The following is a 24,486-nucleotide window of genomic DNA, read 5'->3' as shown; positions in this document are numbered from 1 at the left end:
CATACGGGTACGACCCTCCCGAAAGTTCGTGTCGTCCCGACCAAACCGACCGCACACCTTCAGAAATCACTTAACTCCGTAGGGCAATAGGTCCTAAGTGGAACGAGTCTGCAATCGGACGGGCGTCATTGCTGGGTCACGAACGGCAAGCAAGTGCGCACCGGAACCAAGATTCCGGTGCGCTTTCCGCCTGCGACATGAATGACCTTAAGCTGCGAGCGTGAGCGTTCCGCCGCCGTCGTTGGCGAAAGTCGACGCCGAGACCGACCAGTCCGATACGTTCGCGCCGTTGCGGGCACGGACGCGGTAGTACGCCGTCTGTCCCGGGGTCTGGCCCGTGTGCTTGAACTTGGCCGAGGTCACGGTCGTGACGGCCGCCCAGGCGCCCGGAGCCTCATAGCTGACCTCGATGTCGAACTTGACGCCCTGGAGGTTGCCGTTCCGCTTCCATCGCAGTTCGTTCGTGCCCGTCACGTTCGGGAGGACGACCAGGGCGAGCGGCACGAAGACCGGGCGGGTGGTGTGGGTGGTGTCGCGGACGTTCAGACCGAGTGCGGCGATCAGCGTGTCGGGCACGGTCGCGCTGGCCTGCCAGGTATTGGCATAGCCCCGGATCACGCCGATCACTTCCGCCACCTTCTGGTCCTTTGCGACCGTGGCGGACTTCGCGGCTTCAAGAGCGGTCTCGCGGGCGGCGAAAGCGCTGTTGAGCGCGGCGAGCTGAGATTGTAGGGCCGCGACTTGGGGCGCGGACAGACCTAAGGTCACGCTGTTCAGGGCGGCCGTGCTCACGAAGTTCGTGGTCCAAGCCGGTAACGCCGATGTTGGGATGTCGTAGTAGGACATGTCTTACTTTCCTCAGGCTTCCAGATTGCCGGTACCTTGTGCATGATCTTCGGCACCTCTCTCGTTTTCCTTTAGGCCCTTGTGCCACTTTCTGTACTCTTAGGTTCAAAACGTTCCTTTGCCAGCTTTGCCGGAGAGTTTCCTTTTCAAAGCGGACCGTCCGCCGATGTCGGCGAAGCGTCCGCTTTGCAAGGCGGATCCTCCGCCGATGTCGGCGGAAGACAAACTTTTCGATGTGGACCGTCCGCCGATGTCGGCGAAGAGCAGACTTTTCAAGGCGGATCGTCCGCCGATGTCGGCGCGGTCCTTGTCTGACAAAGTTCCTCGCGGAAATTAGGCCCTTCCGGGCCTAGAACGACTGGAGCTTGTAACCGAAGCCACGGACGGTCTGAAGATAGTCGCCCGCACCGCCGGGGAGCTTTTGCCGCAGGCGGTAGACGAACACGTCGAGCGAGTTCGTGCTGAACGCAATGTCGTAGCCCCAGACCTGTTCGAACAAGACTTCCCGGCTCAAGGCCCGGCCGGCGTTCTGACCCAGGTACAGAAGGAGGTCGAACTCCTTCGTCGTCAGGCTCGCGGGCGAACCGTCGACGAAGGCGTCGCGCGAATCGGAATCGATGACGAGCCTCCCGACCACGACCTTCGTGTCCGCCACGGGCTCGCCCTGGTACTCCGTCGACCTGCGCAAATGCGCCCTGACCCGGGCCACGAGCTCGCTCGGCTCGAACGGCTTAGTGAGATAGTCGTCCGCACCGACCTCGAGCCCGATCACCTTGTCCATCGCGTCGGTGCGCGCCGTCAACATCAGCACCGGAAAGCGCCACTTCGACCGGATGCGCCGGCACAGGCTGATGCCGTCGACGCCGGGCAGACCGAGGTCGAGGACGAGCAGGTCCGGCTGGCGGGAGACGATCGATTGGAGCGCCTCTTCCCCGCTCTTGGCCATGCCGACGTCGTAGCCCTGCTGCGTCAAAAGCCGATGGACGTTTTCGGCCAGGAAGCGGTCGTCGTCGACGACGAGGATGTGGGGACTCATGATGCACGGCTCGCTTTGAGGGTGACGGTAAAGACGGTCTCTTGGCCCGGCACGGATCGTACCGCGATGTCGCCGCCGTGGCCTTCGACGATCCGGCGGCAACTGAACAGGCCGAGACCGAATCCTTCGGTCCGGGTCGAGGTGAACGGTTCGAACAGGTGGTCCATGACTTCGGTCGGCATGCCCTTCCCGGAGTCCTTGACTTCGATCACCACGCTCCCGTCCTTCGCTTCGGTCGTGACCGTCAGCGTCCCGCCGGCTTCTTGCATCGCTTGGACCGCGTTCATGACGAGGTTCACGAAAAGGTGTTCCAGTTGGTTCGGATCGCCCTGCACCGTCGGCAACGCGTCGTCCTTGGACCAGACGACGGTCACGTCCGAGATCCGTGTGAACGTCGCTGTGAGCACCAGCACGCGCTGCAGCACGTCGTCGACGTCCACCGGCCGCATGGCGACCAGCCGGGGTTTGGCATAGGACAACAAACGGTGGGCCAGCACCGAAAAACGGTCGAGGTGGCCCTTGACGGACGTCAGGGCCCTTGCCGGATCGTCGACCCCGAACCCGAGCTCCAAGGTGATGGACGACAGGATGTTCTTGATGTCGTGGGCGGTGCTGGCCGCCAGCGTGCCGACGACGCTCAGCTTTTCGCTTTGCACCAGCCGCTCGTGCGTGTCGCGCAGCTCTTGGTACGTCTTGCCCAATTCGCCTTGAAGCACGTGCGAAGCGAGGACGAGGGACACTTGCTCCGCTAGCGCCTCCAAATGCGCTTCATGGAACGCCGTGCGCTGCAGTGCGACTTTCGGGCTGCCCAAAAGGAGGAACACGTCGTGCCCGGGAACGTTCCGTAACGGGATCACGTGACAGGAGGCGTCGGTCAGCACGCTCCTCAGATCGATGCGACCCTGAAGCCGGACGCGCTCCGGCCGTTTCTTCCCAGAACGCGCCGCGTAGCCTTCGATCGCCTCGCTCCCATGGACCCCGATCAAGAGGCCTGCTTCCTTGTAGCCCAAGATCCCGCGCAGCAACGCCGCCTGTTCCGACAGAAGGGCGTCTTGGTCGAGCTCCCTGCCCAGCAGCCCGAACCCGCGGTTGATCGTCGAAAGCACGGCCCGGGTGACCGCAAGGTCGTTCTCCTGCGCCTCGACGACCCGTTGCTTCTCCGCGATCCTCTCCTTCATCGAGTGTTCGCGGGCCAGTTCGGCGTTAACGCGCATCGCGAGCAGCGTCATGAAGTGCACGTCCTGGTCGTCGAGCTCGACCTCCGATTGGCCGTCCAAGAGGCACAGCGTTCCGATGAGGGCGCCGTCCGGAGAACTGAGCGGGACGCCGAGATAGCGTGTGAAGCCCACCGTACAGGGGAGCAGGCCGGAGTACTCTGGCCGCTCTCGCGCGTCCTGGATGACGACCGGCCGCTTGCTTAGGACCGCGAACTGGCAGTACGAGTCCTTCATGAAGTTGCCGGGGACCTGTTCGACCTGCGGCAGAGGCGACGACACCGCCCGGAACTCCAGATAGTCCTCCTTCAAGATCGAGAGGAAGGCGTTCGTCCCGTAGTACTTCGAGACGCGTTCGACGATGGCGCTGTAGACACGGCTTGGATCGTCGTCGTGGAGCGTGCTCACGTCATAGAGTTCGGCGCCGATCTTCCGCCGCCTGCTCTCTTGGCTGACGTCCAAAAACGTCCACAGACGCCCGATCACGTTCCCGGCTTTGTCCAAGACCGGACCCGTGTAACGCCGGACCGCCATGGGCCGCGCATGGTTGAGGACGATCTCGTCTTCCTGCGTCCGCATGGGGTCCACGTAGACCTGCTCGAGGTTGCGCTCCCACTCGCCCATGTCCGGGATCAAGCGCTGGACCATCCGGCGGACTTCGCGCGAGTCGGAGTGGACGACTTGCTCGATGTCCACGTCGAAGATTTCGCCGAAGCGCCGGTTGCAGGCGATCGTCGTGTGGTCGAGGTCGGTGAGCATGACTCCGGAGTCAGTCGCGCTCAAGATCGCGGCCAGCACCGCCGTCTGGTCGTCTCCGGCAAAGGGCCGGACGGCGATCCTATACGCCTGGCCTTTCGGTTCCATGTCCTGGTTCACGGTCAGATCTGTAGCCAACAAGAGGCTTCATCGTGCCCTTTCGGAATGACCGTCCCTTGACCGGATTCTGAACGACAGATGAACGGCTTCAGTCCCAATGCATCTCGTCGTCGCCGAGCAACGACTGGACGTAATTGAGCTGAGCGTCGTGATAGTTGGTGTGAGTGACGGCCATCATCATCACCTTGAAGGCGTTGGTCGGGCCGCCCGGCGTCTCGATCTCACGTCCTAAGTCGGCCTCGTCGACCCGGTCCCACGCGTCCAAGACCTCTTGCACCGAGGCGGAAAGTTCTGCGATCGCTTCCGCTTTGCCCGTGAACCCGTCCGGGGCCGTGATCCAGCCGTCGGCGTCGAACGGGCCGGGATCCTCGCCTCGCAGCCGCTTTGCGATGCGCCTGTTGACGAACGCGACCTCGTACGTGAAATCGATCGGCTTGCGGGCCGTGCCGCCAAGGGACTGCCCGAGACGGACGTCGTCCAAGGCTTCTAAGTCTTGGACGTAGAGGCGAAGGACGCGCTCCAGGCTCTGCGACATGTGCGCTTTGAGGTCGAGGGACATGAGGTGTATCCTAGCGCATCTTCGGTACGGGCCCTAATCGTCGTTCTCGGCGTTCGTCGCCTGCTCTTGGAACTTGAAGAAGAACGCGGCCCCGAACGCGCCGAGGACCGGGCCCAAGACATAGATCCAGACGTGGCCAAGTTTGCCGCCGCCGAGCATCGCATGGACCAGGTTCGGCGCCAATCCCACGGCCGGGTTGAACGCGCCACCGGAAATTCCGCCGCCCGCATAGGCCGCCGCGATGACCGTGCCACCGATCGCAAGCCCGTAAAAGCCGCGTCCGACCGTCTTGGCAGAACAGGCGACGTTCAGCACGACGAGGGCCAAGGCGAACGTGAAAAGGAACTCGACGATCAAGGCCGCGGCCGTACTGGAGGCCGGGTTCGGTTCGACCCCTGCCGTCTTACCGACGCACGCGTAGGCCGCCAAGCTCGCCACGATGCCGCCCGCCAGTTGGGCGACGATGTAGCCGATGACGTCCCGGACAGGCATCTTCCCCGCCAACGCCACGGCGGTCGTGACGGCCGGGTTATAGTGCCCGCCCGACACGTGCCCGCCCATGTAGACCATCACCATCAGAACGATGCCAATGGCTATGACTGCCGAAGGGCTTCCCGACGCGATGACGAGCATGATCGTGAAGATCAAGAAGAACGTGCCGACGAACTCGGTCGCAAGCTTGGCCATGTCCCGAGATACTACCGGCCAGACCGCTCTCTAACGCCCGGTTCTGGATAGAATCCGGACATCGGAGACGTCACCCGGTTCGCTCCCAGCCCTACAGGCCGTTTGCACCTGGGTCACGTGTTCGCCGCCCTCTTCGCGCGCGAGCACGGAGAGACGATGCGCCTCCGGATCGAGGACATCGATGCGGGGCGCGTGAGGGACGAGGCCGCAGACGGGATCTTCGAAGACCTGGAATGGCTCGGCATTGACTGGGACAGCGACGTCTGGTTCCAGTCCCAACGGACAGACGCCTACCGGAGCGCCCTCGACCGCCTCGACCAGGCCGGCTTGCTCTATCCCTGTTTCTGCACCCGCAAAGACATCGCCGACGCTACGACCGCGCCCCACGGCCCGGACGGGCCCGCCTATCCCGGAACGTGCCGCCGTCTCTCGCGTACGGACCGGGAGCAGAAGCTTGAGCAAGGGATGCCGTTCGCCTTGCGGATCGACAGTGCCGCCGCCTTCGCAAGCGTCGGGCCGTTGAGTTGGTCCGACCGCGGGCTCGGCCGTTCCGACGTCGTTCCCGATAGCGTGCCGGACATCGTTGTCGCCCGGAAGGACGCCCCCGTGAGCTACGCGCTCTGCGTCGTCGTCGACGATGCCGCGCAAGCGGTGACGCTCGTCACGCGTGGCCTCGATCTCGTCCCGGCGACGCCGTCTCAACGACTGCTCCAGGCCGTTCTCGGGCTTCCAGAGCCGCAGTACTTCCACCATCGGCTGGTCACCGGTCCGGACGGCCGACGGCTGGCCAAGCGCGACCGGTCAGCGACGGTCGAGAGTCTCCGCGAGTCCGGTTTCAGTCCGGCCGAGGTCCGTTCCTTGGCGGTCGCACACGAAAAATCTTGACCCGATCGTACAAAACGTCTGCTATGATTTTTGAGCCGGGCCACTACGCCCGCCTTGTCTTGGTCCCACCGGCCCAAGGCAATGGAGCCTGAAATGAGACCTCTATTGAAAATCAGCCTCGCAGCAGGGATGGCCGCTTCTGCAGCCTTCGCGCTCGCCGCCCCCAAGGACTACGTTTCCGGAGAAGTCCTCGTCAAGTTCAAACCCGTCGCCCGCGACGCCGGCAAGAAAGTCGCAGTCAGCGACGGCTACAAGGTCGAGAGCGGCGTGCCCGTGCTCGGCATCGACAAGCTTCGCCTTCCGAAAGGCATGAGCGTCGAACTCGCGATGAAGGAACTGCGGACGCTTCCGTGGGTCGAGTTCGTCGAACCGAACTACATCTATCACGCGACCTTCACGCCGAACGACACCAGTTTCGGCTCGCAGTGGGGCCCCAAGAAGATCCAGAGCGAGCAGGCCTGGGACATCAACAAGGGCGACCCGACGGTCGTCATCGCGATCATCGACACGGGGATCAGCAGTACGCACCCTGATCTCGCCAGCAAGCGCGTCGCCGGGTGGAACTTCGTCTCGAACAACAACAACCCGAACGACGACAACGGTCACGGTTCGCACTGCGCCGGCATCGCCGCCGCCATCACGAACAACGCGACCGGCGTCGCAGGCGTCGGCTTCAACTGCTCGCTGATGCCCGTCAAGGTCTTGAACAGCGGCGGATCCGGCACGCTCCAGAACGTCGCGAACGGCATCAACTGGGCGGCCGATAACGGCGCCAACGTCCTTTCGTTGAGCCTCGGCGGATCGGGTGCGACGTCGATGCAGCAAGCGGTCGACTATGCATGGAGCAAGAACTGTGTCGTGGTCGCCGCAGCCGGTAACAACGGCTCGACCTCGATGTTCTATCCTGCGGCGTACACGAACTGCATCGCCGTCGCCGCGACGACCACCAGCGACACCCGCGCCAGCTTCAGCAACTACGGCTCGAACTGGGTCGACGTGGCCGCCCCGGGCGTCAACATCTACAGCACGTACATGGGATCGCAATATGCGACCCTTGACGGGACGTCGATGGCCTGCCCGCACGTCAGCGGCCTCGCCGGACTTCTCTTCTCGGCGAAAGGCAAGGCCACTCCCAACTCGACCGTCCGCAGCTTGATCGAACAGAACTGCGACAGCGTCGGTACGTTCGTGGCGTTCGGTAGGATCAACGCCTACAAGTCGCTCCTCGCGGCGGGCGGCGGCAACACCGTCTACGCCAACCCGCAAGGCTATGTCATGTACAGCGGCTCGCAGGTCTCAGGCAACTACACCAACCTGAAGTCGAGCGACAACTCCTACCTCGTCCTCGCGAGCCAGAACAACAAGGTCGACTGGTTCGGCCCGATGTACCCCGCCAGCGGATCCGGAACGATCACCAACGTCACCTTCACCTTCGAAGGCAGCGCGACCGTCGCCGGCACCGCGACCGTCCAGGCTTACAACTACCTGGCGGGCGGTTGGGAGACCCTCGGCAACATCAACCTGACGACCAGCGACCAGACCTGGACGTTCCCGATCTCGACGAACCCGCACCGCTTCCGCGACCCGTTCGGCGAGATGGACATGCGGGTCAGCTACCAGGCCTCTTCGAGCTTCCAACTCAAGAACGACTGGATGCAGGTCGCCGTCACGCGCCAGTAAAGTCCGCTGCTTCGGCAGAACTAAAGGCCCTTCCGGACGATCCGGAGGGGCCTTGTCTTTGCTGATCGGGGGTGTCGGGACGCTCAGGCCGCGAGCTGGAGCGCGCCGTCGCCGTCGTTCGCGAAGGTCGACGCCGAGACCGACCAGTCGGAGACGTTCGAGCCGTTCCGGGCACGGACTCGGTAATAGGCGGTCTGCCCCGGCGTCTGGCCCATGTGCTTGAACTTCGCGGCGGTGACGGACGTGACCGCCGTCCAAGCGCCCGGATTCTCGTAGCTGACTTCGATGTCGAACTTGATGCCGTTCTTGTTGCCGTTCCGCTTCCAGCGAAGTTCGTTCGTGCCCGTGGTGTTCGGGACGACCACGAGTTCGGTCGGAACGAAGACCGGGCGCGGGCTGGGCTGGGTGTCGCGTACGATCAGTCCAAGGGAAGCGATCAGCGTGTCCGGCACGGTCGGCATCGCCTGCCACTGGTTCGCGTAGCCACGGACGACGTTGATGGTCTCCGCGACCTTCAGGTCTTTGGCGAGCGTCGCGGACTTGGAAGCGTCGTGCGCGGTCTGCTGCGCGGCGAACGCGGTGTTGAGCGCGGTGAGCTGCGCCTGAAGAGCCGCGATTTGAGGCGGAGTCAGGTTCAAAAGGGCCGAATTGGCCAGCGCGGTGGTCACGAAATTTCCGTACCATGTCGGCAAAGCGGACGCCTTGATGTTGTAGTAGCTCATGTCTTCTCTTTCCTTGCGGGCGCCTCCGCCCGGCTTACTGGAGATCGTCGGATAAAGGCGACCAATCTTTAGCCTTTGGCCCGCATTTTTGTCGTTTCAGGTTCACAACATGCGGCAGAAGAGGTTTCTTGGTGAACGTTCGCCAGCAGCCTCGAGCGGGGGAGGGGGCTCACTTGGGCTACCGCCCGACTGCGCCCACCGCTTCTCTCCGCACGCCGTCGGCGAGTGCGAGTACATAGGGTGACCGCCTCCCGGGTGGCCGGGGTGAACGGGATGGACCGTGCCCGTTGCACCCCGGTTCCGAAGGAACGTCTACTGGCGAGGTCCTGCGGACAAGGACAGAAACGTTCGCTCGGTCCACGGGCCATGCCTGGGGCAGAATGGAGCGTTTTGTCCTTGCCACCTGCCCTGACGCCGACGGACGCAAGCGTCCGCGATTCTGGAAAAGCTGCGATAGACTGAAGGCACGATGTCCGCCGTCCTCGCCGCCGCACTCCTGGCACCTCAAGTTCAGCACTACAAGGCGATCGACATCGACCGCTTCGATACGCCGTACACCGTCCAGATAACGAAGGAGTGGGAAGACCTGCACACCTGGTACGGGCTCAAGTGGCCGCACTGTCTGTTCTCGCAGCGCAGCACGAACATCGACATCGGATCCAACCCCCACGACACGGTGCTCACCTTTTCGCTCGGGCCGGAGGGGCAGAAGGTCACGAGTCCGCTCGAAGTGGCGTACACCTTAAAGACCAGCTATTACATGGCCGAGGGGCCGGGCCTTGACCTGTCGAAGGTCGACAGGATCTACGTGGACTTTTACACGATTTCGCCTGGCCGCACTGCGGACGTGTTCGGCCTAAGTATCCGCGACCGGAACGGGAAGACTGGGGGGAACGACTATTGGCAAGGGCAGCCGAAGGGCATCTTTTTCAAGCGGTCGGAGTTCAGCGGCGGTGTAGACTGGTCGCGCATCGAGTATCTGGACTTCCGGCAGGACTTCATCGTCTTCCCGAACCCTACGACCTATTGTGTCACCCGGTTCTACGTGACGATGAAGCCGGCGGCCGTCCCGCCGGCTTCATCGTTGCTTCAGTAGAGGGCTAGGGCAGTTGTGCGCTCGTCACGTTGCCTTGAACGACCAGCCAGTGTCCCGTACCACCGCCGTCCACGTAGAAGACGAACTCCGACATGTGCAGCACGCTCACGAGCGACAGGTTGCTACCCCCGACCTTGACCGTGACCACCGCACCGGCCCCTGAACTGGTCAGGTTGAAGACCCGGACGATCGTTCCGGGGGGCACCTGGGTCACATCGGTGTCCAGGTTGAGGGTCTGACGGGTGGCCCGGTCTGGCAACGCGCCATGGCGGAATCTCGAGCGCGACCGACCCGTTGCAGACCGGGTCAAGGACGTCACCAAGAGTCGCGTCCCAGAACGTCCGAGCCCGCTGAAGACCAGCGATAGTCTTGGCTGCCTCCAGACTCCGGACAACACGTCACACCGCGCGGCGCCGAACCTAGTCTGGAGGCTTCGTCCGCACCGGCTCACAACGCGCGGCTTCACGGGCCGGTCTGACGCGGCGTCCTTGAGCCTTGAAAGCCGGTCGGGCGTCGTATACTGCTCCGTGTGCTTTGCTTTTCGAGAGGAATCGTGGCGGCATTGGCGCTACTGGCGCTGGCGGCCCCGTCGCACGCCTACGTTTTGATCGATGACTTCACTCAGGGAACCTTCGACAAGACCTACTTTGACGACTTCACGAACGAGACACACGAGCGCTTGAACCTCGACAACGACCATATTGCGTTTGGAGAGAGGCTCACGACCTTCTCGATCGGTGGGAATCTGGACCACCACCCGGTGAGACTGAAGATCGGAGACGGCGCGGCCAAAGTGTCGACCGACACCCACGACGTCTCCACCAGGTGGGACATGGTCTGGGGGAACAGCGATCGAATAACGATCGACTTCTCCCGCGAGAAAGAGTTCTGGATAGACCTCTATACGAAAGACCCCCCGGAAAGGTTCGCCGACATCTGGAGCCTCTACGTCCGGGACAGCCACGGCGTCGCCGGCAACAATCCGGGCTGGCTCTTCAGGCAGGGAGGGATCAGGTTCAGGAAGCAGGACTTCAACCCCCTCATCGACTGGTCGAGTATCGAGTACTTCGACTTCGAGCAACGGTACACAACTAACATTGGCCCCCACCCGTTTGAATACGGAGTCACCAGGATTTATGCCGTCCCCGAGCCGTGCGGTTTAGCCATATTGGCGGCGGTAGGCTGGATCGCCTGCCGCCGCAGTAAGCGTTAAGAGGCGAGCCAGCGACCGTTCGATCCGTCCTTATAGAACACGAAGGTACGGCCGGTGTTCGGGCCCACGACGACGTTCGCAGGCTGGCCGCAACTGACGGAGATCGCCGCCAGCGGCGTACCGGATACGTGATACGCGATCCGGACGGTCGTCCCTACTGCGATGTCTGCGAGAGTCGTGTCCAGCGTGACCGTAATGCTCGTGGACCCTCCGTAGACAAGGTTCTTCTCGTCACCCGTGTTCCAAGTTATGTTCGACGAGATCAGCTTCGTGCGTTCTGGCTGCCAGACAGCTGTCCAACCGGCGTCGGAGTCGTACGCCAGGACCGCCTTTTGCCAGGAGTCGAAGTAGAGCTCCCCGTCCTGTAGGTCGTAGTCGCCGGCCGATACGGCGCTCTTCCAGCCCATCCCTTCCGCGTCGCCGCCAGGAGTCATCCCCGCCGTGGGGAGAGTGTCCAACAACGGCAACTGGAACCGACCCGCCGCCTTGACCGAAAGCGCGTTGACCGCCCACGGGTACGTCTTCTGCTGCACCGTGTTGCCCTCCGTTCTGACGAAGCCGGCGTTGACGGGTGGCCCGGTCTGGCAGCGCGCCGTGGCGAGCCTTCCGAGCGCGACTGTCCCGTTGCAGACCGGGTCAAGGACGTCACCACGGTTCTTGTCCGAGAACGTCCAGCCCAGTATGGATCAAAAAGCCCGCCTCGCCCTTCGTGTCGGGCCCCTCCCGGTCGTCCGGCCTTGTTGGTCCGTCTTCGAAGCCCCGGTCTGCAACCGTCTCCTGTCCGGCGGGATGATGCGTGGACACCGTTGCCAGACCGGGCCACCCGTCCGGTCTGATGCAGCGCCCTTGCCCCGGTCTGCAACGGTCTCGTGTCCGGCGGGATGAAGCGTGGACACCGTTGCCAGACCGGGCCACCCGTCGGCCCGCTCCGGCCCGTTTCAGGTTCAAAACGCGTTTTGAGGGGTCTTTCCGGAAAATTTCCTGTCAATGGCGAGGAGTTCCCTGACGTCAGCGGAAACATTCCTGTCGACAGCGGAAACATTCTTGTCAACGGCGAAGAGTTCCCCGACGACGGCGGAAACATTCTTGTCAACGGCGAAGAGCTCCCCGACGACAGCGGAAACATTCTTGTCAACGGCGGAAAGTTCCCTGTCGACAGCGGAAAGTCCGCCGACGACAGGAAAGTCTTCCCATAAGGCTGCAAATCGTCCGGAGAGCCTCTTTCGCGCCCCAAATCGGAAGGCGTCCGGTGCGGACCGACATGCGGGCTCAAGCTGGCGGCACCGGGCAGCGCCAGGACTCTGCGCCCTGAGGGCGTTCAGGCCGCCCGTGGCCCCTCGCTCCCAAGCCCACTGATCCGGAAGCGGACTGAAGTCCGCGCTCCAAACGTCCGCTCACTTCCCTGCCAGGCACGCCTCCTCGAACCGCTTCACGTCGTCGTGGAACTTCTTGCGGGAGGACTTCTCGATGTACATCATGTGCCCCGCCGGATAGAACTCGAACGAAAGGTGCTTGCGGGTCTCGGCGTCGAGCCCCATGTGGTCGACCGTATAGACCGTCGCATTGAGCGGGCACGCCAAGTCGTAGTAGCCGCAGCAATAGAGCACGCGCAGGTGGGGGTTGGCGGCGAGGACGCGACGAAGGTCCGAGGCCGTCTCCGAGTACCCGCCTTCGCGTTCCTGCCACGGATAGACGTTGCCGCCCGTCCGGTATTCCATCGTCGTCTTGATCCCCAATTCGGATTGGAAGTAATCGTTGAGCACGCTCGTGAAGGGTGCGTTCACGGCGTCATCGCTGGGGTCGTTGGCGTCCTGGCCGCCGACCTTCAGCTCTTCCTTCACGGTCAATCGTCCGTCATAGCGGCCGATCGACAGCCCGTCGTCGCGCAAGAGCTCCTTGAAGAACGCGAACTCCGGGACGCGCAGGTTCGACCCGAGGCAGTACTTTTTCGAGACGCCCAGGTATTCGGACATCCGAGCCGCGATCTTGTCCTTTTCGTCCTCGCCGAGGGCGTCGCCACGGAGCAACGCCGGACCGTAGACTTCGTCCACCCACTTCCGCGACTCCGCCACGATCGCCTCGACGCTCTTGAACCGGGGCGCGGCCTTGTGGTGGTACCAGGCGCAGGCCGCCATCGAGGGCAGGAAGCCCATGTACGTCAGGTCGTTGCCGCGCATGCCGTCCAAGGTCATGAAGTTGTTCGTCCCCGAAACGCTGACGAAACCGCTCACCGCGATCCCTTCGCCGAACAGGCTGTTGCAGAGCCCCGATCCGCGGATGCCGCCGTAGCTTTCGCCGGCGATGAAGAGCGGCGACTTCCAGCGCTTGTGCTCGGTCAACCAGCCCTTGACGAAGTTCGTAAAAGCGCGGATGTCCTGGCGCACCCCGAAGTAGTTCTTGTTCCATTCGGGCTTCGCCACCCGGCTGAACCCGGTCGCGGGCGCATCGACCACGACGACGTCCGTGAAGTCCAGCCAGGTGTCGGCGTTGTCGACGGCTTCATAGGGAGGGGCGGGCAGGCTGCCGTCGTCCGGCATCGGTGCCCGCTTCGGGCCGAGCGCGCCCATGTGCAGCCAGATCGTGGCGCTCCCCGGACCGCCGTTGAAGGCGAACGTGACCGGCCGTTTCCGCGGGTCGGCCCCGTCCTTTGTGTAGGCGACGTAGAACATACGGCACTCGGTCTCGCCGTCGTCGTTCCGCAAGGGGATCTGCGACGCGGTGGCGGTGTAGTCCATGCGTCCGGTCGGCAGGTCGGCATGGTGCTTCGTCTCCGTCTTCGCGATCTCGATGACGGGAGTGGTCTTCGCCTTCTCTTGAGTCTTGGAGGCGTCGGCGTCTTGTGCGCCGAGGGCGAGCGCGCAGAGACAGGAGAGGACGTACAGGGGCATCATGGGATGTTACCGACGACGGCCCGCGCGTTGGCCCTGGAGGCTCGGACCTTTGCGGTCTAGGGCGCTTAGGTTTCGCTAAGGCTGGGTGGCCCGGTCTGGCAACGCGCCATCACAAGCTGCCCACCCATGCCTGTCCCGTTGCAGACCGGGTCGACGACCAGACAGGGTCCCGTCCAAACTGCTCCTTGCCCCGGGCAGAAGCCGTTTCCGGTCCGCTCCGGCCCTTTTCAGGTTCAAAACGCGTTTTGAGGGGTCTTTCCGGATCGTTCCCTGACGTCGGCGGACCGTTCCCCGACATCGGCGGACGATCCGCTGAAAAGGGGGCCCTCCTTTTCGAACGACGCGTCCCCAGGGTCCAACAGCGGAGCGCGGGCTTCAGCCCGCATGGGGCCGGGGGCTTCAGTCTCCGCAAGGTGCGGACTCAAGTCCGCAAGGCACGCTTTGCTCTGAAGTCGCGCGTCGAGCACCGGATGCGGACCGAAGTCCGTTCCAAAGGCCCGCTAACCGAGCGGGGCCGGTTGGAGCCGCCCCGGATAGGCCGCCAGCGCCGCTTCGAGGCAGTCCATCGCCCGGTCGAGCTTCGCGCACTCCAGAACGTACGCGATACGGACCTGGCGCTTGCCGAGCGAAGCGTCTTCGTAGAACCCGGAACCCGGTGCGAACATGACCGTCTCGCCGTTCAGGTCGAAGCTTTCGAGAAGCCATTTGCAGAACTCGTCGGCGTCGTCCACGGGCAGTTCGACCATCGCGTAGAACGCACCGTCGATGTCCGGGCAGACGACCCCGGGGATCGCTCGGAGCCGGGACACGAGCAGGTCGCGCCTCTTGACGAATTCGGACCGGACGCCGTCGAAGTAGCTCTGCGGTGCATCGAGGGCGCCGAGGACCCCGTAGGATTCAAGCGTCGGCGGTGACAACCGGGCCTGAGCGTATTTCAAGACACCGGCGTTGACGTCCGCGTTCCGGCAGACCAAAAAGCCGATCCGCGCCCCGCACAAGGAAAAGCGTTTGGAGACCGAATCGACCATGATCGCGCGGTCGTCGATGCCCTCGAGTTGGAGGACGGACTTGATCGGGCGGCCCGTGTAGTTGAATTCACGGTAGACCTCGTCGGCGATCACGTACAGGTCGTTTTCGAGCGCCATCGCCCGGAGGCCTTCCAACTGGTCGTCGGTGTAGACCGTCCCCGTCGGGTTGCCCGGATTGTTGACGAGGACGGCTTTCGTCCGGGACGTGACACGTTTGCGGAACTCCTCGACGGGCGGGAGCCGGAAACCGTCGTGGATCGACGTCGGCACCGTCACGAGGTTGACGTCGGCCACGCCCGCGAACCCGAGGTAATTGGCGTAGAACGGTTCGGGGACGATGACCTCGTCGCCGATGTCCATCGTCGCGAGCATCGCGAAGAGCAAGGCTTCGGAGCCCGCCGTGCAGACCGTGACGTGCTCGGTGGCCACGTCGATGCCCATCGCCCGGTAGCTCTCGGCCGCCTTTTGCCTTAAGGACGCGATGCCCGCAGAGTGGCTGTATTCGAGCACCTTGAGCCCCGAACGGGTCACGGCGTTCCAGAACTCGACCGGGCTCTCGACGTCCGGCTGCCCGATGTTCAAATGGTAGATCTTCTTGCCGGAAGCCAACGCCTTTTCGGCGTAGGGGACCAACCTCCGGATCGGGGAGGCGGGCATGGCCTTGGCGCGTCGGGAGATCGCTGGCATCGGGTCCATCTTACTTGTATCTCCCGGAACGGCCCTGGCCTGGGGCAAAATGGAGAACGATGTCCCGAAACGCATGGCTCCTCGGTCTGGCCGTCCTCCTCGCGGGGTGCGGCACAGGCGGCGATAGCGACAAAGTCACGAGCGCGGACGTGACCGAACCGTCCCCCAAGTCCGCCTCGGCGGCGGACACGAAGTCTGCGGACTGGCCCACGACGGTCGCGATCCACCGCAACGCCGCCGGTGAAGTCGAGTGCCCGGTCATGAAGGACGCGGTGAAGAGTCCGGACGGGAAGAAGTTCCAGGACTATCACGGAAAGCGCTACTACTTCTGCTGCGACGGATGCCCGGAGAGCTTCGCCAAGGAGCCCGACAAGTACGCCGAAAAGAACGACGAGAAGGTCAAGCCGACCGACGGTTGACTCCGGTCCGCCCACGGCACACGGTCACCGTCTCACGACGAACGTGTGCTCGACGAGTCTCCGGCCCTCGGCGCGAGACACCGGGACGATCATCGTCTCTTCGTCACGCTCGGCCCACTCTCGCCGCTCCTTTGAAATCAGCGGGTCGCCTTCGAACCAAAGCGTCCTGAAGCACGCCCTTCCGTCGACGCCGGCACTGAAGTGGATGTGCGAAGGCTCTCTTCGGGTCGGGTAGGGGCCTGGGACGATGGTCTGGAACGTCACCAGGCCGTCTTTGTCCGTCCAAGCCGTGGCCTTGAGGCTCGGTTCGCGCCTGTTCCAGCCTTCCGGGTTGTAACGCCCGCTTGCGTCCGTCTGCATCGCCGTGACCTTGATCTTCTCCAGCGGACGACCTTGGGCGTCGGCGACGCGGAACCGTACTTCCATTCGGTCGCCGCGTTCCCATAGAGGTGCGATTTGAGCGTCGGTCAGTTCGTACGTGGACACATACCCGGCCGATCGGCGGACAGCCTCCTGGACCTCGGGCCACCTGTTGACACCGGGATCGTCCCACCGCCGGAACAACCGCCTGTTGACGACGGAGTAGACGCGCACCGACGGCTTGTCTTGGTCGGAGTGCCCATAGAGTCCAGATGTCCCCGAATCCGACCAGGACGGCACGGTCGTCCAGAAAAACGCTTTCAAAGTCGAACGGAGGAGGGTGGCCTTGGTCCGGTCCGAAAGTTCCCTGCCATGGGACGGAACGATGACTCCATAGGCGACGAAGCCCTGGACCTTCCCTTCGGCGGCGAGCGTTTCGGCGCGCTGCGCCAACTCGATCCCCTTCTCCAAGCTATCTTCTTGGACCCAGACCTGCAGTTGGGGGACGAGTCCGTAGACGCAGAGCGGGCAAGCGTTCCGACCCGCATGCGGCCCTGTCACGTGGACGGGCTGAAACGAGGGGACGTGGGCCGAAACCGGCAGTCCTTTCGAACCGGCAGTCTGTTCGTCCTGAAGCGTGGCGTCACGACGGTCTGGTCCTGTCGTACAGCTCAGCGAGAGGAGCGCAGGGAGGAACTTAAGAGCAGAGATCATGGGGCGTCCCGTCGGATAAGTACCTGACGGTCCGGCCCGATCCGGGTTACTCCCCTTCGCCGCTGACGAACGGGGACGAATAGTTCGGCGGTTCCTTCGTGATCCAGACGTCGTGCGGGTGCGACTCCCGCAGGCCGGCGTTCGTGATCCGGAGGAACTCGGCCCGCTCTTGAAGGTCGGCGACGGACTTGGCCCCCAGATAGCCCATCCCTGACTTGAGGCCGCCCATGATCTGGGCGATGGTGTCCGTCAACGTGCCCTTATAGGGGACGCGGCCCTCGACGCCCTCCGGCACCATGACCGCGGCCGTCTCCTTGATCGCGAAGTAGCGGTCGGACGACCCTTGCCTCATGGCTCCGATCGAGCCCATGCCTCTGTAGACCTTGTACGCTCTGTTCCGGTAGATCTCGATGTCGCCCGGCGACTCCTCGCAACCGGCGAACATGTTGCCCATCATGACGGTCTGGGCTCCGGCGGCGAGGCACTTCACGACATCGCCGCTCGTCCGGATGCCGCCGTCGGCGATGCACGGCAGGCCGTGTTTGGCCGCTTCTTCGCAGCAGTCGAGGATGGCCGTGAACTGAGGGACGCCGACGCCGCTGACGACGCGCGTCGTACAGATCGAGCCCGCGCCGATGCCGAGCCGCAAGGCGTCTGCGCCGACGGACTGCAAGTCGCGGACGCCTTCCTTCGTCGCGACGTTGCCGCTGACCACTTTCAGGTCGGGCAGTTTGTCCTTAAGCATCTTCGTACACTCGATCACGCCCTGGCTCTGACCGTGGGCGGCGTCGATGACAATGAAATCGACCCCGGCGTCTGCCAGGGCCTTTGCTCGTTCGTAAGGATCTCTCAGCGGGCCGATCGCGGCGCCGACCACGAGCCGTCCTTTCGAGTCTTTGGTCGCATACGGGTGGCGCTTGACCTTCTCGATGTCCTTGATCGTGATGAGGCCGCGCAGGAAGCCGCTTTCGTCGACGATCGGCAGCTTTTCGATCCGGTGTTCTGCGAGGAGGGCTTGGGCTTCGTCAAGGTTCGTGCCCGGCTTGGCCGTGACGAGGTTACGGCTCGTCATCCGGTCCCGTATGAGGACGGTGTAGTCGTTGACGAACCGGATGTCGCGGTTCGTGAGGATGCCGACCAGCTTCCCTTCGGTGTCGGTGATGGGGACGCCGCTGATCCGGAAACGGGCCATCAGCGCGACCGCGTCCTGGATCGTGTCGTCAGGGCCGAGTTTGAACGGGTCGGTGATGACGCCGTGCTCGGAACGCTTGACACGGTCGACCTGGTCGGCCTGCTCGTCGATCGTCATGTTGCGATGGATGACGCCGACGCCGCCTTCGCGGGCGATCGCGATCGCGAGACGGGCTTCGGTGACGGTGTCCATCGGCGCGGACACGATGGGGGTCCGAAGGGAGATGCCGGGAAGGAACCGGGAGGACGTGTCGACTTCGTCGGGCCTCACTTCGCTGCGTCGAGGGACCAGTAGGACGTCGTCGAAGCTCAGTCCTTCCTTGAATGAAGCCATACGGAAGTATGCCACCAGGCGCGGGGCGATTTCCGTCCGGCCTAGGATGCCTCGCGGCTAGTCCAGGAAGTACCGGACGTTCGTGACGACCACGTTGCGACGGTTGCCGAGAGCGAACTTGAGCCGGAACGCCAGGTTCTCCTGCAGGAAACGGTGGTGCCACTTGGTCGGCACCGCCTCGGGCACGATGACCGTGACGTTGAGGTTCGGCCGTTCGGCCTGCATCATGTCGACGTACTCCAGGACCGGGTCGATCAGGGACCGGTAAGGTGAGTCCACGACGATCAAGGGGACGTCGGGGACGTACTTGTCCCACTGCTCTTTGAGTTCAGGGACGGTTTTCGAGTTGAGCGTCACATGGAGGGCCCGGCATTCAGCGTTCAGCGCCAGGGCGTACTCGACCGCGCTCAAGACGCCCCGATGGACCCGTGGGATCAAGAGCAACACGGTCTTCGCCGCCAGAGGCTTGACCGGCACCATGCCCCGTTCGAGCTGGACGTTGATCGAGGCGTAGCGGTTCTTGATGGCTCGGAACACCGCATAGAAGAACACGGTGAGGACGAAGATGAGCCAGGCACCTTCCCGGAACTTCGTGAAAAGCAACACGAGGGTCACGGCGCCGGTCAGCACCGCGCCGAGCATGTTGACGCTCATGCTCAATCCGTGCCCGCGCTCACCCAGTTTCTTCCAGTGCATCACCATGCCCGACTGTGAAAGCGTGAACGCCAAGAAGACTCCGACCGCATAGAGCGGCAGCAGGTGGTCGAGTTCGCCGTGGTACACCCAGATCAGGATCGCGGAGGCCAGGGCCAAAAGGATGATGCCGTTCTGGAACACGAGGCGGTCGCCTTGGCGGGCCAACGGGCGCGGAAGATAGCCGTCCCGGGCCAAAAAGCTGGCCAGGCGCGGGAAGTCCGCGAACGCCGTGTTCGCCGCTAAGATGAGGATCGCGGCGGTCATGAACTGAACGATGTAGAACGCCCACTTCATTTCCGGGCCGAACGCCCACGACGCGATCTGGGACAGGACCGTCGTGTACTCCGGGTTCTTCGTGGCGAAGAGCTCGAGGACAGGGACCCTCTGCACGGCGAAGCCGATCCCGAGGAAGAGGGCCGTCAACAGCACCGCCATGATCAGCAACGTACGGGACGCGTTGCGGGATTCGGGCGGACGGAAGGCAGGGACGCCGTCCGAAACGGCTTCGATGCCCGTCAGGGCCGTGCATCCGGCGGCGAACGCGCGGAAGACGACGAAAAGGAACAACACGTTGGCGTCTCGGCCGACGGCGCCCGGTTCGCCATGGACGACCTGCGCGACCGGTGTCGTGGTCGCCGCCCGCCAAGCGGCGAAACCGAGCATGACGAAGACCGAAACGAGGAAGCCGTAGGTCGGGAACGCGAAGACGGCGCCGGACTCTCGCATCCCGCGCAAGTTCGCGTACGAAATGAGCCCGATGCAGATCCAACTGATGACGATCAAGTACTCGTGGAGGGCCGGGAACGCGGAGACCAGTGCGACGACGCCTGCCGCGACGGAGACCGCCACGGTGAGGACGTAATCGATCATCAGGGCCGCGCCTGCGACCAGTCCCGGCTTTTCACCCAAGTTCTCGCTCGCGACGATGTAGCTGCCGCCGCCGCCGGGATAGGCGTGGATCGTCTGCCAGTACGACCACGAGACGATCGCGATCAAAAGCGCGATGGCGAGTCCGAACCAGATCTGGAGCCCGACGAACTGGGTGCCTGCCAGGATCAGGACTCCCAGGATCGCCTCCGTGGCGTAGGCGCTCGACGACAGAGCGTCCGAGGCGAAGACGGGCAGGCCCGTGACGATCCCCATGCGCTCGTGATGGGCTTTCTTCGCATGGATCGGCGAGCCGAAGAGGACGTGCCGAAGCCTCCGGAACGGACGGGAACCGATATCGCCCTTCATAGCTGAATCGTCGAACGTGCCCGGACGTCGCCCTTGCGACCGGGCCGACAGTGGGGGCCGGGTCAAGGTACCGCGTCCTGGTACAGGTTTACGCCGGGTTTCTACCCGAGATCGGCCTTCGAGGTTTGTGCCAAGGTAAGAGCGGCCATGTCGAACACCGCCGTCGGACTTCTCAGACTTCAGTCGGAGGCGTCGTTCCGAGAGTTCGTCGCCTCCTTCGAGGGGGTCGACCGTGCCCAGGCATGGGGCGTGCTCCCGCAGACGACCGAGGAATACCTCCATACGGACGGCTCCATCCATAGCCTCGTGCTCCACGTGGCCACGGGCAAGGTCATGTACGCGAGCGCCGCGTTCAAGAACCTGGAGATCCGCTGGCGGGACTTGGCCGAGGAGTTGGAGTCGTTCGAACCGGACTGGGACGCGGCCCAGGAATATCTCAAAGCGTCGCACCAGTACTGGACCGAGGCTTGGGCCCATCTCACCGACGACGACCTGTACCAAGACGTCTTGCGACCCCAAGGCGACCATTGGCCCGCCTGGAAAGTCCTGCACACGCTGTCCCACCACGACGCCTACCATGCAGGGCAGATCGCCGTACTCCGGTTTGCCGGGCACCGCTCGGACTCTCCCCCGCCGAGCGTGGCCGAGGACGTCCGCAAGTATTGCGCCGAGCTGCCGTCCTGGTAGCGCCTACTTCTGTCGGACGAGCACGATCGTCACGGAGGGGGCGTTCGCCTGAGGTTTGCCTCCTGGCTTGTTGGAGGCGCGGGTCGTCGAAGACATCTTCTTGCCGTCGGCCGAGATCGTGAACGTCTGGGCCTGGCTCGTCGGCGCCGACTTGCCGTCGCGGGTCTTCGCCTTCAGCACGACCTTGTCGCCCGACTGGCTCCATGTCCCGGAGGTCGCGTGGTCGACGCCGTCGGGGCTGCCCGTCACTTTCGAGGTGAACGTCTTGTCCTTCTTGAACACCATCGTCACTTTGACTTTGGCGAGGGCCTTCGTCGCTTGGGCCTTGGCTTCGGCGGGCAACTTGGACACGTCCATCTGGATCTTCCCGCTCCAGGACCCCGTCGCGTCGGCGGCGAAGGCCGACAAGACCAAGACGAAGGACGACACGAGGACGGCGGCGAGGCGCATGACGCTACTAACGGTCCAAGGGCCCGATCGGTTTCTTCACATCAAGCGAGGTCCCGTCTCGAACGGTCCGTCCGGTCAAAGGGTAAAAGCCGGCGGTGCTGCCCGCCGTCACCCACTGGACGACCCAGAACGCCGTCCGACCGACGGACGTCTATGCCGCGCTTCGCGGCTCCTGGGTCGGCACGCTCGAATACCGCGACTACTCCGACAACAAACGCTACCGCATCGCCACGATGTTGAGGGTCAGCGTCGCGAAGGACGGCTCCGGCGTCACGATGCGGTTCGTCTACGACGACGGGCCGGAGAAGATCGAGCAGTCGAAGCAAACCGTGGCCGTGGACTTTGCTGCGAAGACGTACACGGTGACTCCGGAAGGAGAAAGCGCACGCTCGTACACGATCGATGCCGCCAGTCGCGTCCAGGCAGACGGCACCGGCCGGCTCGTCCTCAAGGGTGAGGCACAGGAGAACGATAAGCCCGTAGTCGTCCGGTACACCCTGGACATCGGCAAGGACACCTTGCGCATGACGCGCACGACCGGGCCGACGATCGGCAAGACCGAGTTCCGGAACGAATACCGCTTCACCCGCGTGCGCTAGGCCCCTTCTGGTCCGGCCAAACTGAGGCGTGCAGTACAGACCCCTCGGACGGACGGGCCTCATGGTCAGCAACCCCTGCCTCGGCACGATGACCTTCGGTTGGGAGCCGGACGACTGGGGCAGCCACGAACCCGAGGCGATGAAGGTCATGGCCAAGGCGTACGACCTCGGGATTAACTTCTTCGACACCGCCGACGTCTACGCCCGCGGCACGAGCGAGACGATCCTCGGCAAGGCGATCAAGGGCAAGCGCGACGGACTCGTCATCGCGACCAAGTGCCACGGCCGGATGAGCGACACCGACCCCAACGCGCGCGGCAATTCCAGGCGCAACATTATCCAGGCCTGTGAAGCCTCGCTCAAGCGTCTCGGCACAGATTGGATCGACCTCTATCAGATCCACCGCCCTGAACCCAAAGTGCCGATCGACGAGACCTTGCGCGCGCTCGACGACCTTGTGCGGAGCGGAAAGGTCCGCTACGTCGGGGCGAGCACGTACGCCGCATGGCAGCTCGCCGAGGCCCACTACGTCGCCAAGGCCCTCGGTTCGAACGCCTTCGTCTGCGAGCAGCCGCCCTACAACCTTCTCGACCGGAGCATCGAGCGCGAGCTTATGCCGTTCCTCCGCACCTACGACTACGGGTGCATCCCCTGGTCGCCGCTCGCAGGCGGGCAGCTCAGCGGCAAGTACCTCGGTCAGAAGCCGAAGGACGGTCGCTACGCCAAGAGCGACCCGATGGGCCGGATCACCGCACAGACGACCAAGGTCGTCCAGCGCCTGAAGACGATCGCCGACCGGGCGGGTCTGACGCTGACCCAGATGAGCCTCGCCTGGGTGGCAGGACAGCCGGGAGTGACCGTGCCGATCATCGGCGCCAAATCTCCTGTGCAGCTTGAAGAAAGCGTGGGGGCGTGCCAGACGGAACTCTCGGCAAAGACCCTCGCGCAGATCGACAAGGTCGTCGCCCCCGGCAACGTGGAGATCCGGTACTACAACGCCGACTTCGGTCCGAACGCCCGTCCGAACGTGTGAGGGGGGTTCGGCACGTTCGGTAGTTCGGGTTGGTCCGGGTCGGTCCAGGGGTCCGGACGGAGCGCGGACTTCAGTCCGCAGGAGCCCTGGCTTCAGCCAGGCAAGACCCCTACAAACGGGACTTTTGGATGATGCGTGCAGCAAGCGTGCAGCAAGCGCGTAGCAAGCGTGCAGCACCTGAGGAGCGCCGTAGGTTCAAAAATCCGGTACCTGCACGAAAATCTAAAGAAAACGGCATCGGTGACCGAAGGGCTATCCTTCGCCCTGGTGCCTCGCTCTCACCCATACGACTGGGAGTTTTCGCGCGCGGCGGCGTACCGGGGCGAGGACTGCGCTTTCAAAGTTGACTTTCCCCAGCTTTGAAGGTCCGTGTCACGGACATGGGTGCAAACGGGCACGGACATCCCGTTTCACCCATGCCACCCGGGAGGAGGTCACCCTTGGTCAGGCCACCCGTCGTGTTCTACAAGGGAGGGGTCGAACGGGCGCTGGCTGGCCTGTTGAACGTGTTTCTTGCGGCGGGCGCACATGCCCGCCGCAAGAAACCAAATGAAGCCACCCGGTTCAGGGACTGCGTAGATTTTCGTGACGCTGTATTCCAGCGGATGTGGACCGACGTCGGTGCTATACGTTTGATCAAAGTCGAAGTACTCGATGCTCGACCAGTCGATCAGGGGGTTGAAGTCCTGCTTCCTGAACCTGATCCCTCCCTGCCTGAAGAGCCAGCCCGGATTGTTGCCGGCGACGCCGTGGCTGTCCCGGACGTAGAGGCTCCAGATGTCGGCGAGCCTGTTCGGGGGGTCTTTCGTGTAGAGGTCGATCCAAAACTCCTTCTCGTGGGAGAAGTCGATCGTGACGAGATCGCTGTTCCCCCAGACCATGTCCCACCTGGTCGAGACGCCGTGGGTGTCGGTCGTCACCTTCGCCGCGCCGTCACCGATCTTCAGTCTCACCGGGTGGTGGTCCAGGTTCCCGCCGATTTCGAAACGCACTTGCCTCTCTCCGAAAGCAACATGGTCCTGATCCAGACCGAGCCTCTCGTGGAAGTCGTTCGTGAAGTCGTCCAAGTAGGTCTTATCGAAGGTTCCCTGAGTGAAGTCGTCGATCAGGACGTAGGCGTGCGACGGGGCCGCCAGTGCCAGCAGCGCCACCGCCGAAACGGTTCCTCTCGAAAAGCAATACATACCGAGCAGTATATGACGTCTTGCCAGCTTTCAAGGCTTGTCAATCGGACGGGTGGCCCGGTCTGGCAACGGTGTCCACGCTTCATCCCGCCGGACAATAGACCGTTGCAGACCGGGGCAAGGACGCCGCATCATGAACGTCCGTGAAACGGAAGCGGCATGA

24 protein-coding genes are annotated in these 24,486 nt (G+C 63.6%); 9 read left to right on the top strand and 15 right to left on the bottom strand.

Features of this window, described 5'->3' with window-relative positions:
• Positions 1-207: 207 nt before the first annotated feature.
• The 5 genes from JST30_17245 to JST30_17225 all read right to left on the bottom strand — a co-directional run bounded on the left by JST30_17245 (position 208) and on the right by JST30_17225 (position 5,218).
• Positions 208-846, bottom strand: coding sequence for a fibronectin type III domain-containing protein (locus JST30_17245; protein ID MBS1716076.1), 639 nt, complete (start codon positions 844-846; stop codon positions 208-210).
• Between the two features lie 349 nt (positions 847-1,195).
• Complete coding sequence (locus JST30_17240) at positions 1,196-1,882, bottom strand: response regulator transcription factor (GenBank protein ID MBS1716075.1); 687 nt, start codon at positions 1,880-1,882, stop codon at positions 1,196-1,198.
• Positions 1,879-3,960, bottom strand: coding sequence for a GAF domain-containing protein (locus tag JST30_17235; GenBank protein MBS1716074.1), 2,082 nt, complete (start codon positions 3,958-3,960; stop codon positions 1,879-1,881). Before JST30_17235 ends, JST30_17240 begins: the two co-directional genes overlap by 4 nt.
• 100 nt (positions 3,961-4,060) lie before the next feature.
• Positions 4,061-4,531: a DinB family protein gene (locus JST30_17230; protein MBS1716073.1), complete on the bottom strand. Its 471-nt coding sequence runs from the start codon at positions 4,529-4,531 to the stop codon at positions 4,061-4,063.
• Between the two features lie 33 nt (positions 4,532-4,564).
• Entirely contained in the window at positions 4,565-5,218 is a 654-nt protein-coding gene (locus JST30_17225; protein MBS1716072.1) for an aquaporin, read from the bottom strand.
• A gap of 60 nt (positions 5,219-5,278) precedes the next feature.
• On the opposite strand from JST30_17225, the gene gluQRS reads away from it, so the two are divergent.
• Together gluQRS and JST30_17215 are read left to right on the top strand one after the other, a co-directional pair.
• Positions 5,279-6,103, top strand: a complete 825-nt coding sequence (gene gluQRS / locus JST30_17220; GenBank protein MBS1716071.1) for a tRNA glutamyl-Q(34) synthetase GluQRS — start codon at positions 5,279-5,281, stop codon at positions 6,101-6,103.
• Between the two features lie 81 nt (positions 6,104-6,184).
• Positions 6,185-7,783 (top strand): peptidase S8, encoded by a 1,599-nt coding sequence (locus JST30_17215; protein ID MBS1716070.1) that lies wholly within the window; start codon positions 6,185-6,187, stop codon positions 7,781-7,783.
• 83 nt (positions 7,784-7,866) lie between these two features.
• Here the strand turns inward: JST30_17215 and JST30_17210 are convergent, their stop codons facing one another.
• On the bottom strand, positions 7,867-8,505 hold the full coding sequence (locus JST30_17210) for a fibronectin type III domain-containing protein (GenBank protein ID MBS1716069.1): 639 nt from the start codon (positions 8,503-8,505) through the stop codon (positions 7,867-7,869).
• Positions 8,506-8,974: 469 nt separating this feature from the next.
• On the opposite strand from JST30_17210, the gene JST30_17205 reads away from it, so the two are divergent.
• On the top strand, positions 8,975-9,601 hold the full coding sequence (locus JST30_17205; GenBank protein MBS1716068.1) for a hypothetical protein: 627 nt from the start codon (positions 8,975-8,977) through the stop codon (positions 9,599-9,601).
• Between the two features lie 4 nt (positions 9,602-9,605).
• Here the strand turns inward: JST30_17205 and JST30_17200 are convergent, their stop codons facing one another.
• Positions 9,606-9,860, bottom strand: coding sequence for a hypothetical protein (locus tag JST30_17200; GenBank protein MBS1716067.1), 255 nt, complete (start codon positions 9,858-9,860; stop codon positions 9,606-9,608).
• 270 nt (positions 9,861-10,130) lie between these two features.
• Here JST30_17200 and JST30_17195 point away from each other — a divergent pair, with 270 nt between their 5' ends.
• Complete coding sequence (locus JST30_17195) at positions 10,131-10,814, top strand: hypothetical protein (protein MBS1716066.1); 684 nt, start codon at positions 10,131-10,133, stop codon at positions 10,812-10,814.
• Here JST30_17195 and JST30_17190 read toward each other — a convergent pair.
• Positions 10,811-11,347 (bottom strand): hypothetical protein, encoded by a 537-nt coding sequence (locus JST30_17190; protein ID MBS1716065.1) that lies wholly within the window; start codon positions 11,345-11,347, stop codon positions 10,811-10,813. The two genes, JST30_17195 and JST30_17190, sit on opposite strands and share 4 nt — an antisense overlap.
• 423 nt (positions 11,348-11,770) lie before the next feature.
• Here JST30_17190 and JST30_17185 point away from each other — a divergent pair, with 423 nt between their 5' ends.
• Positions 11,771-12,010: a hypothetical protein gene (locus tag JST30_17185; protein MBS1716064.1), complete on the top strand. Its 240-nt coding sequence runs from the start codon at positions 11,771-11,773 to the stop codon at positions 12,008-12,010.
• 198 nt (positions 12,011-12,208) lie between these two features.
• On the opposite strand, the gene JST30_17180 is transcribed toward JST30_17185, so the two are convergent.
• Both JST30_17180 and JST30_17175 read right to left on the bottom strand, forming a co-directional pair.
• The gene (locus JST30_17180; GenBank protein MBS1716063.1) at positions 12,209-13,702 is read right to left on the bottom strand and encodes a peptidase S10; all 1,494 of its coding nucleotides are present in this window, start codon (positions 13,700-13,702) and stop codon (positions 12,209-12,211) included.
• A 503-nt stretch (positions 13,703-14,205) separates the two neighbouring features.
• Positions 14,206-15,420, bottom strand: coding sequence for a pyridoxal phosphate-dependent aminotransferase (locus JST30_17175; GenBank protein ID MBS1716062.1), 1,215 nt, complete (start codon positions 15,418-15,420; stop codon positions 14,206-14,208).
• A 260-nt stretch (positions 15,421-15,680) separates the two neighbouring features.
• Between JST30_17175 and JST30_17170 the strand changes: the two genes are divergently transcribed.
• Positions 15,681-15,839: a YHS domain-containing protein gene (locus JST30_17170; GenBank protein ID MBS1716061.1), complete on the top strand. Its 159-nt coding sequence runs from the start codon at positions 15,681-15,683 to the stop codon at positions 15,837-15,839.
• 24 nt (positions 15,840-15,863) lie between these two features.
• Here the strand turns inward: JST30_17170 and JST30_17165 are convergent, their stop codons facing one another.
• The 3 genes from JST30_17165 to JST30_17155 are packed head-to-tail and all read right to left on the bottom strand — an operon-like array spanning position 15,864 to position 20,370.
• The gene (locus tag JST30_17165) at positions 15,864-16,913 is read right to left on the bottom strand and encodes a hypothetical protein (protein ID MBS1716060.1); all 1,050 of its coding nucleotides are present in this window, start codon (positions 16,911-16,913) and stop codon (positions 15,864-15,866) included.
• A 46-nt stretch (positions 16,914-16,959) separates the two neighbouring features.
• Entirely contained in the window at positions 16,960-18,438 is a 1,479-nt protein-coding gene (gene guaB / locus JST30_17160; protein ID MBS1716059.1) for an IMP dehydrogenase, read from the bottom strand.
• 57 nt (positions 18,439-18,495) lie between these two features.
• Positions 18,496-20,370: an APC family permease gene (locus JST30_17155; protein MBS1716058.1), complete on the bottom strand. Its 1,875-nt coding sequence runs from the start codon at positions 20,368-20,370 to the stop codon at positions 18,496-18,498.
• A gap of 147 nt (positions 20,371-20,517) precedes the next feature.
• Between JST30_17155 and JST30_17150 the strand changes: the two genes are divergently transcribed.
• Positions 20,518-21,057 carry a DinB family protein gene (locus tag JST30_17150; GenBank protein MBS1716057.1) on the top strand — a complete coding sequence of 180 codons (540 nt, stop codon included), beginning with the start codon at positions 20,518-20,520 and terminating at the stop codon, positions 21,055-21,057.
• Positions 21,058-21,060: 3 nt separating this feature from the next.
• On the opposite strand, the gene JST30_17145 is transcribed toward JST30_17150, so the two are convergent.
• Positions 21,061-21,507, bottom strand: a complete 447-nt coding sequence (locus JST30_17145) for a hypothetical protein (GenBank protein ID MBS1716056.1) — start codon at positions 21,505-21,507, stop codon at positions 21,061-21,063.
• Positions 21,508-21,602: 95 nt separating this feature from the next.
• Between JST30_17145 and JST30_17140 the strand changes: the two genes are divergently transcribed.
• Positions 21,603-22,106, top strand: a complete 504-nt coding sequence (locus JST30_17140) for a hypothetical protein (protein MBS1716055.1) — start codon at positions 21,603-21,605, stop codon at positions 22,104-22,106.
• A 61-nt stretch (positions 22,107-22,167) separates the two neighbouring features.
• Positions 22,168-23,139 (top strand): aldo/keto reductase, encoded by a 972-nt coding sequence (locus JST30_17135; protein ID MBS1716054.1) that lies wholly within the window; start codon positions 22,168-22,170, stop codon positions 23,137-23,139.
• Between the two features lie 434 nt (positions 23,140-23,573).
• On the opposite strand, the gene JST30_17130 is transcribed toward JST30_17135, so the two are convergent.
• Complete coding sequence (locus tag JST30_17130) at positions 23,574-24,323, bottom strand: hypothetical protein (GenBank protein ID MBS1716053.1); 750 nt, start codon at positions 24,321-24,323, stop codon at positions 23,574-23,576.
• Positions 24,324-24,486 lie beyond the last annotated feature (163 nt).

Source organism: Armatimonadota bacterium, assembly GCA_018268395.1.
Taxonomy (GTDB): domain Bacteria; phylum Armatimonadota; class Fimbriimonadia; order Fimbriimonadales; family Fimbriimonadaceae; genus JAEURO01.
Note: the sequence above shows the minus strand (reverse complement) of the source record. Positions and strands in the feature narration are given on the sequence as shown.

What these genes read in the sequence shown, in the direction of transcription:
- JST30_17245 (MBS1716076.1), bottom strand. Translation starts at nt 846, where the DNA reads ATGTCCTACTACGACATCCCAACATCGGCGTTACCGGCTTGGACCACG.
- JST30_17240 (MBS1716075.1), bottom strand. Translation starts at nt 1,882, where the DNA reads ATGAGTCCCCACATCCTCGTCGTCGACGACGACCGCTTCCTGGCCGAA.
- JST30_17235 (MBS1716074.1), bottom strand. Translation starts at nt 3,960, where the DNA reads ATGGAACCGAAAGGCCAGGCGTATAGGATCGCCGTCCGGCCCTTTGCC.
- JST30_17230 (MBS1716073.1), bottom strand. Translation starts at nt 4,531, where the DNA reads ATGTCCCTCGACCTCAAAGCGCACATGTCGCAGAGCCTGGAGCGCGTC.
- JST30_17225 (MBS1716072.1), bottom strand. Translation starts at nt 5,218, where the DNA reads ATGGCCAAGCTTGCGACCGAGTTCGTCGGCACGTTCTTCTTGATCTTC.
- JST30_17215 (MBS1716070.1), top strand. Translation starts at nt 6,185, where the DNA reads ATGGAGCCTGAAATGAGACCTCTATTGAAAATCAGCCTCGCAGCAGGG.
- JST30_17210 (MBS1716069.1), bottom strand. Translation starts at nt 8,505, where the DNA reads ATGAGCTACTACAACATCAAGGCGTCCGCTTTGCCGACATGGTACGGA.
- JST30_17205 (MBS1716068.1), top strand. Translation starts at nt 8,975, where the DNA reads ATGTCCGCCGTCCTCGCCGCCGCACTCCTGGCACCTCAAGTTCAGCAC.
- JST30_17180 (MBS1716063.1), bottom strand. Translation starts at nt 13,702, where the DNA reads ATGCCCCTGTACGTCCTCTCCTGTCTCTGCGCGCTCGCCCTCGGCGCA.
- JST30_17175 (MBS1716062.1), bottom strand. Translation starts at nt 15,420, where the DNA reads ATGCCAGCGATCTCCCGACGCGCCAAGGCCATGCCCGCCTCCCCGATC.
- JST30_17170 (MBS1716061.1), top strand. Translation starts at nt 15,681, where the DNA reads ATGAAGGACGCGGTGAAGAGTCCGGACGGGAAGAAGTTCCAGGACTAT.
- JST30_17165 (MBS1716060.1), bottom strand. Translation starts at nt 16,913, where the DNA reads ATGATCTCTGCTCTTAAGTTCCTCCCTGCGCTCCTCTCGCTGAGCTGT.
- guaB (MBS1716059.1), bottom strand. Translation starts at nt 18,438, where the DNA reads ATGGCTTCATTCAAGGAAGGACTGAGCTTCGACGACGTCCTACTGGTC.
- JST30_17155 (MBS1716058.1), bottom strand. Translation starts at nt 20,370, where the DNA reads ATGAAGGGCGATATCGGTTCCCGTCCGTTCCGGAGGCTTCGGCACGTC.
- JST30_17150 (MBS1716057.1), top strand. Translation starts at nt 20,518, where the DNA reads ATGTCGAACACCGCCGTCGGACTTCTCAGACTTCAGTCGGAGGCGTCG.
- JST30_17145 (MBS1716056.1), bottom strand. Translation starts at nt 21,507, where the DNA reads ATGCGCCTCGCCGCCGTCCTCGTGTCGTCCTTCGTCTTGGTCTTGTCG.
- JST30_17135 (MBS1716054.1), top strand. Translation starts at nt 22,168, where the DNA reads ATGGTCAGCAACCCCTGCCTCGGCACGATGACCTTCGGTTGGGAGCCG.
- JST30_17130 (MBS1716053.1), bottom strand. Translation starts at nt 24,323, where the DNA reads ATGTATTGCTTTTCGAGAGGAACCGTTTCGGCGGTGGCGCTGCTGGCA.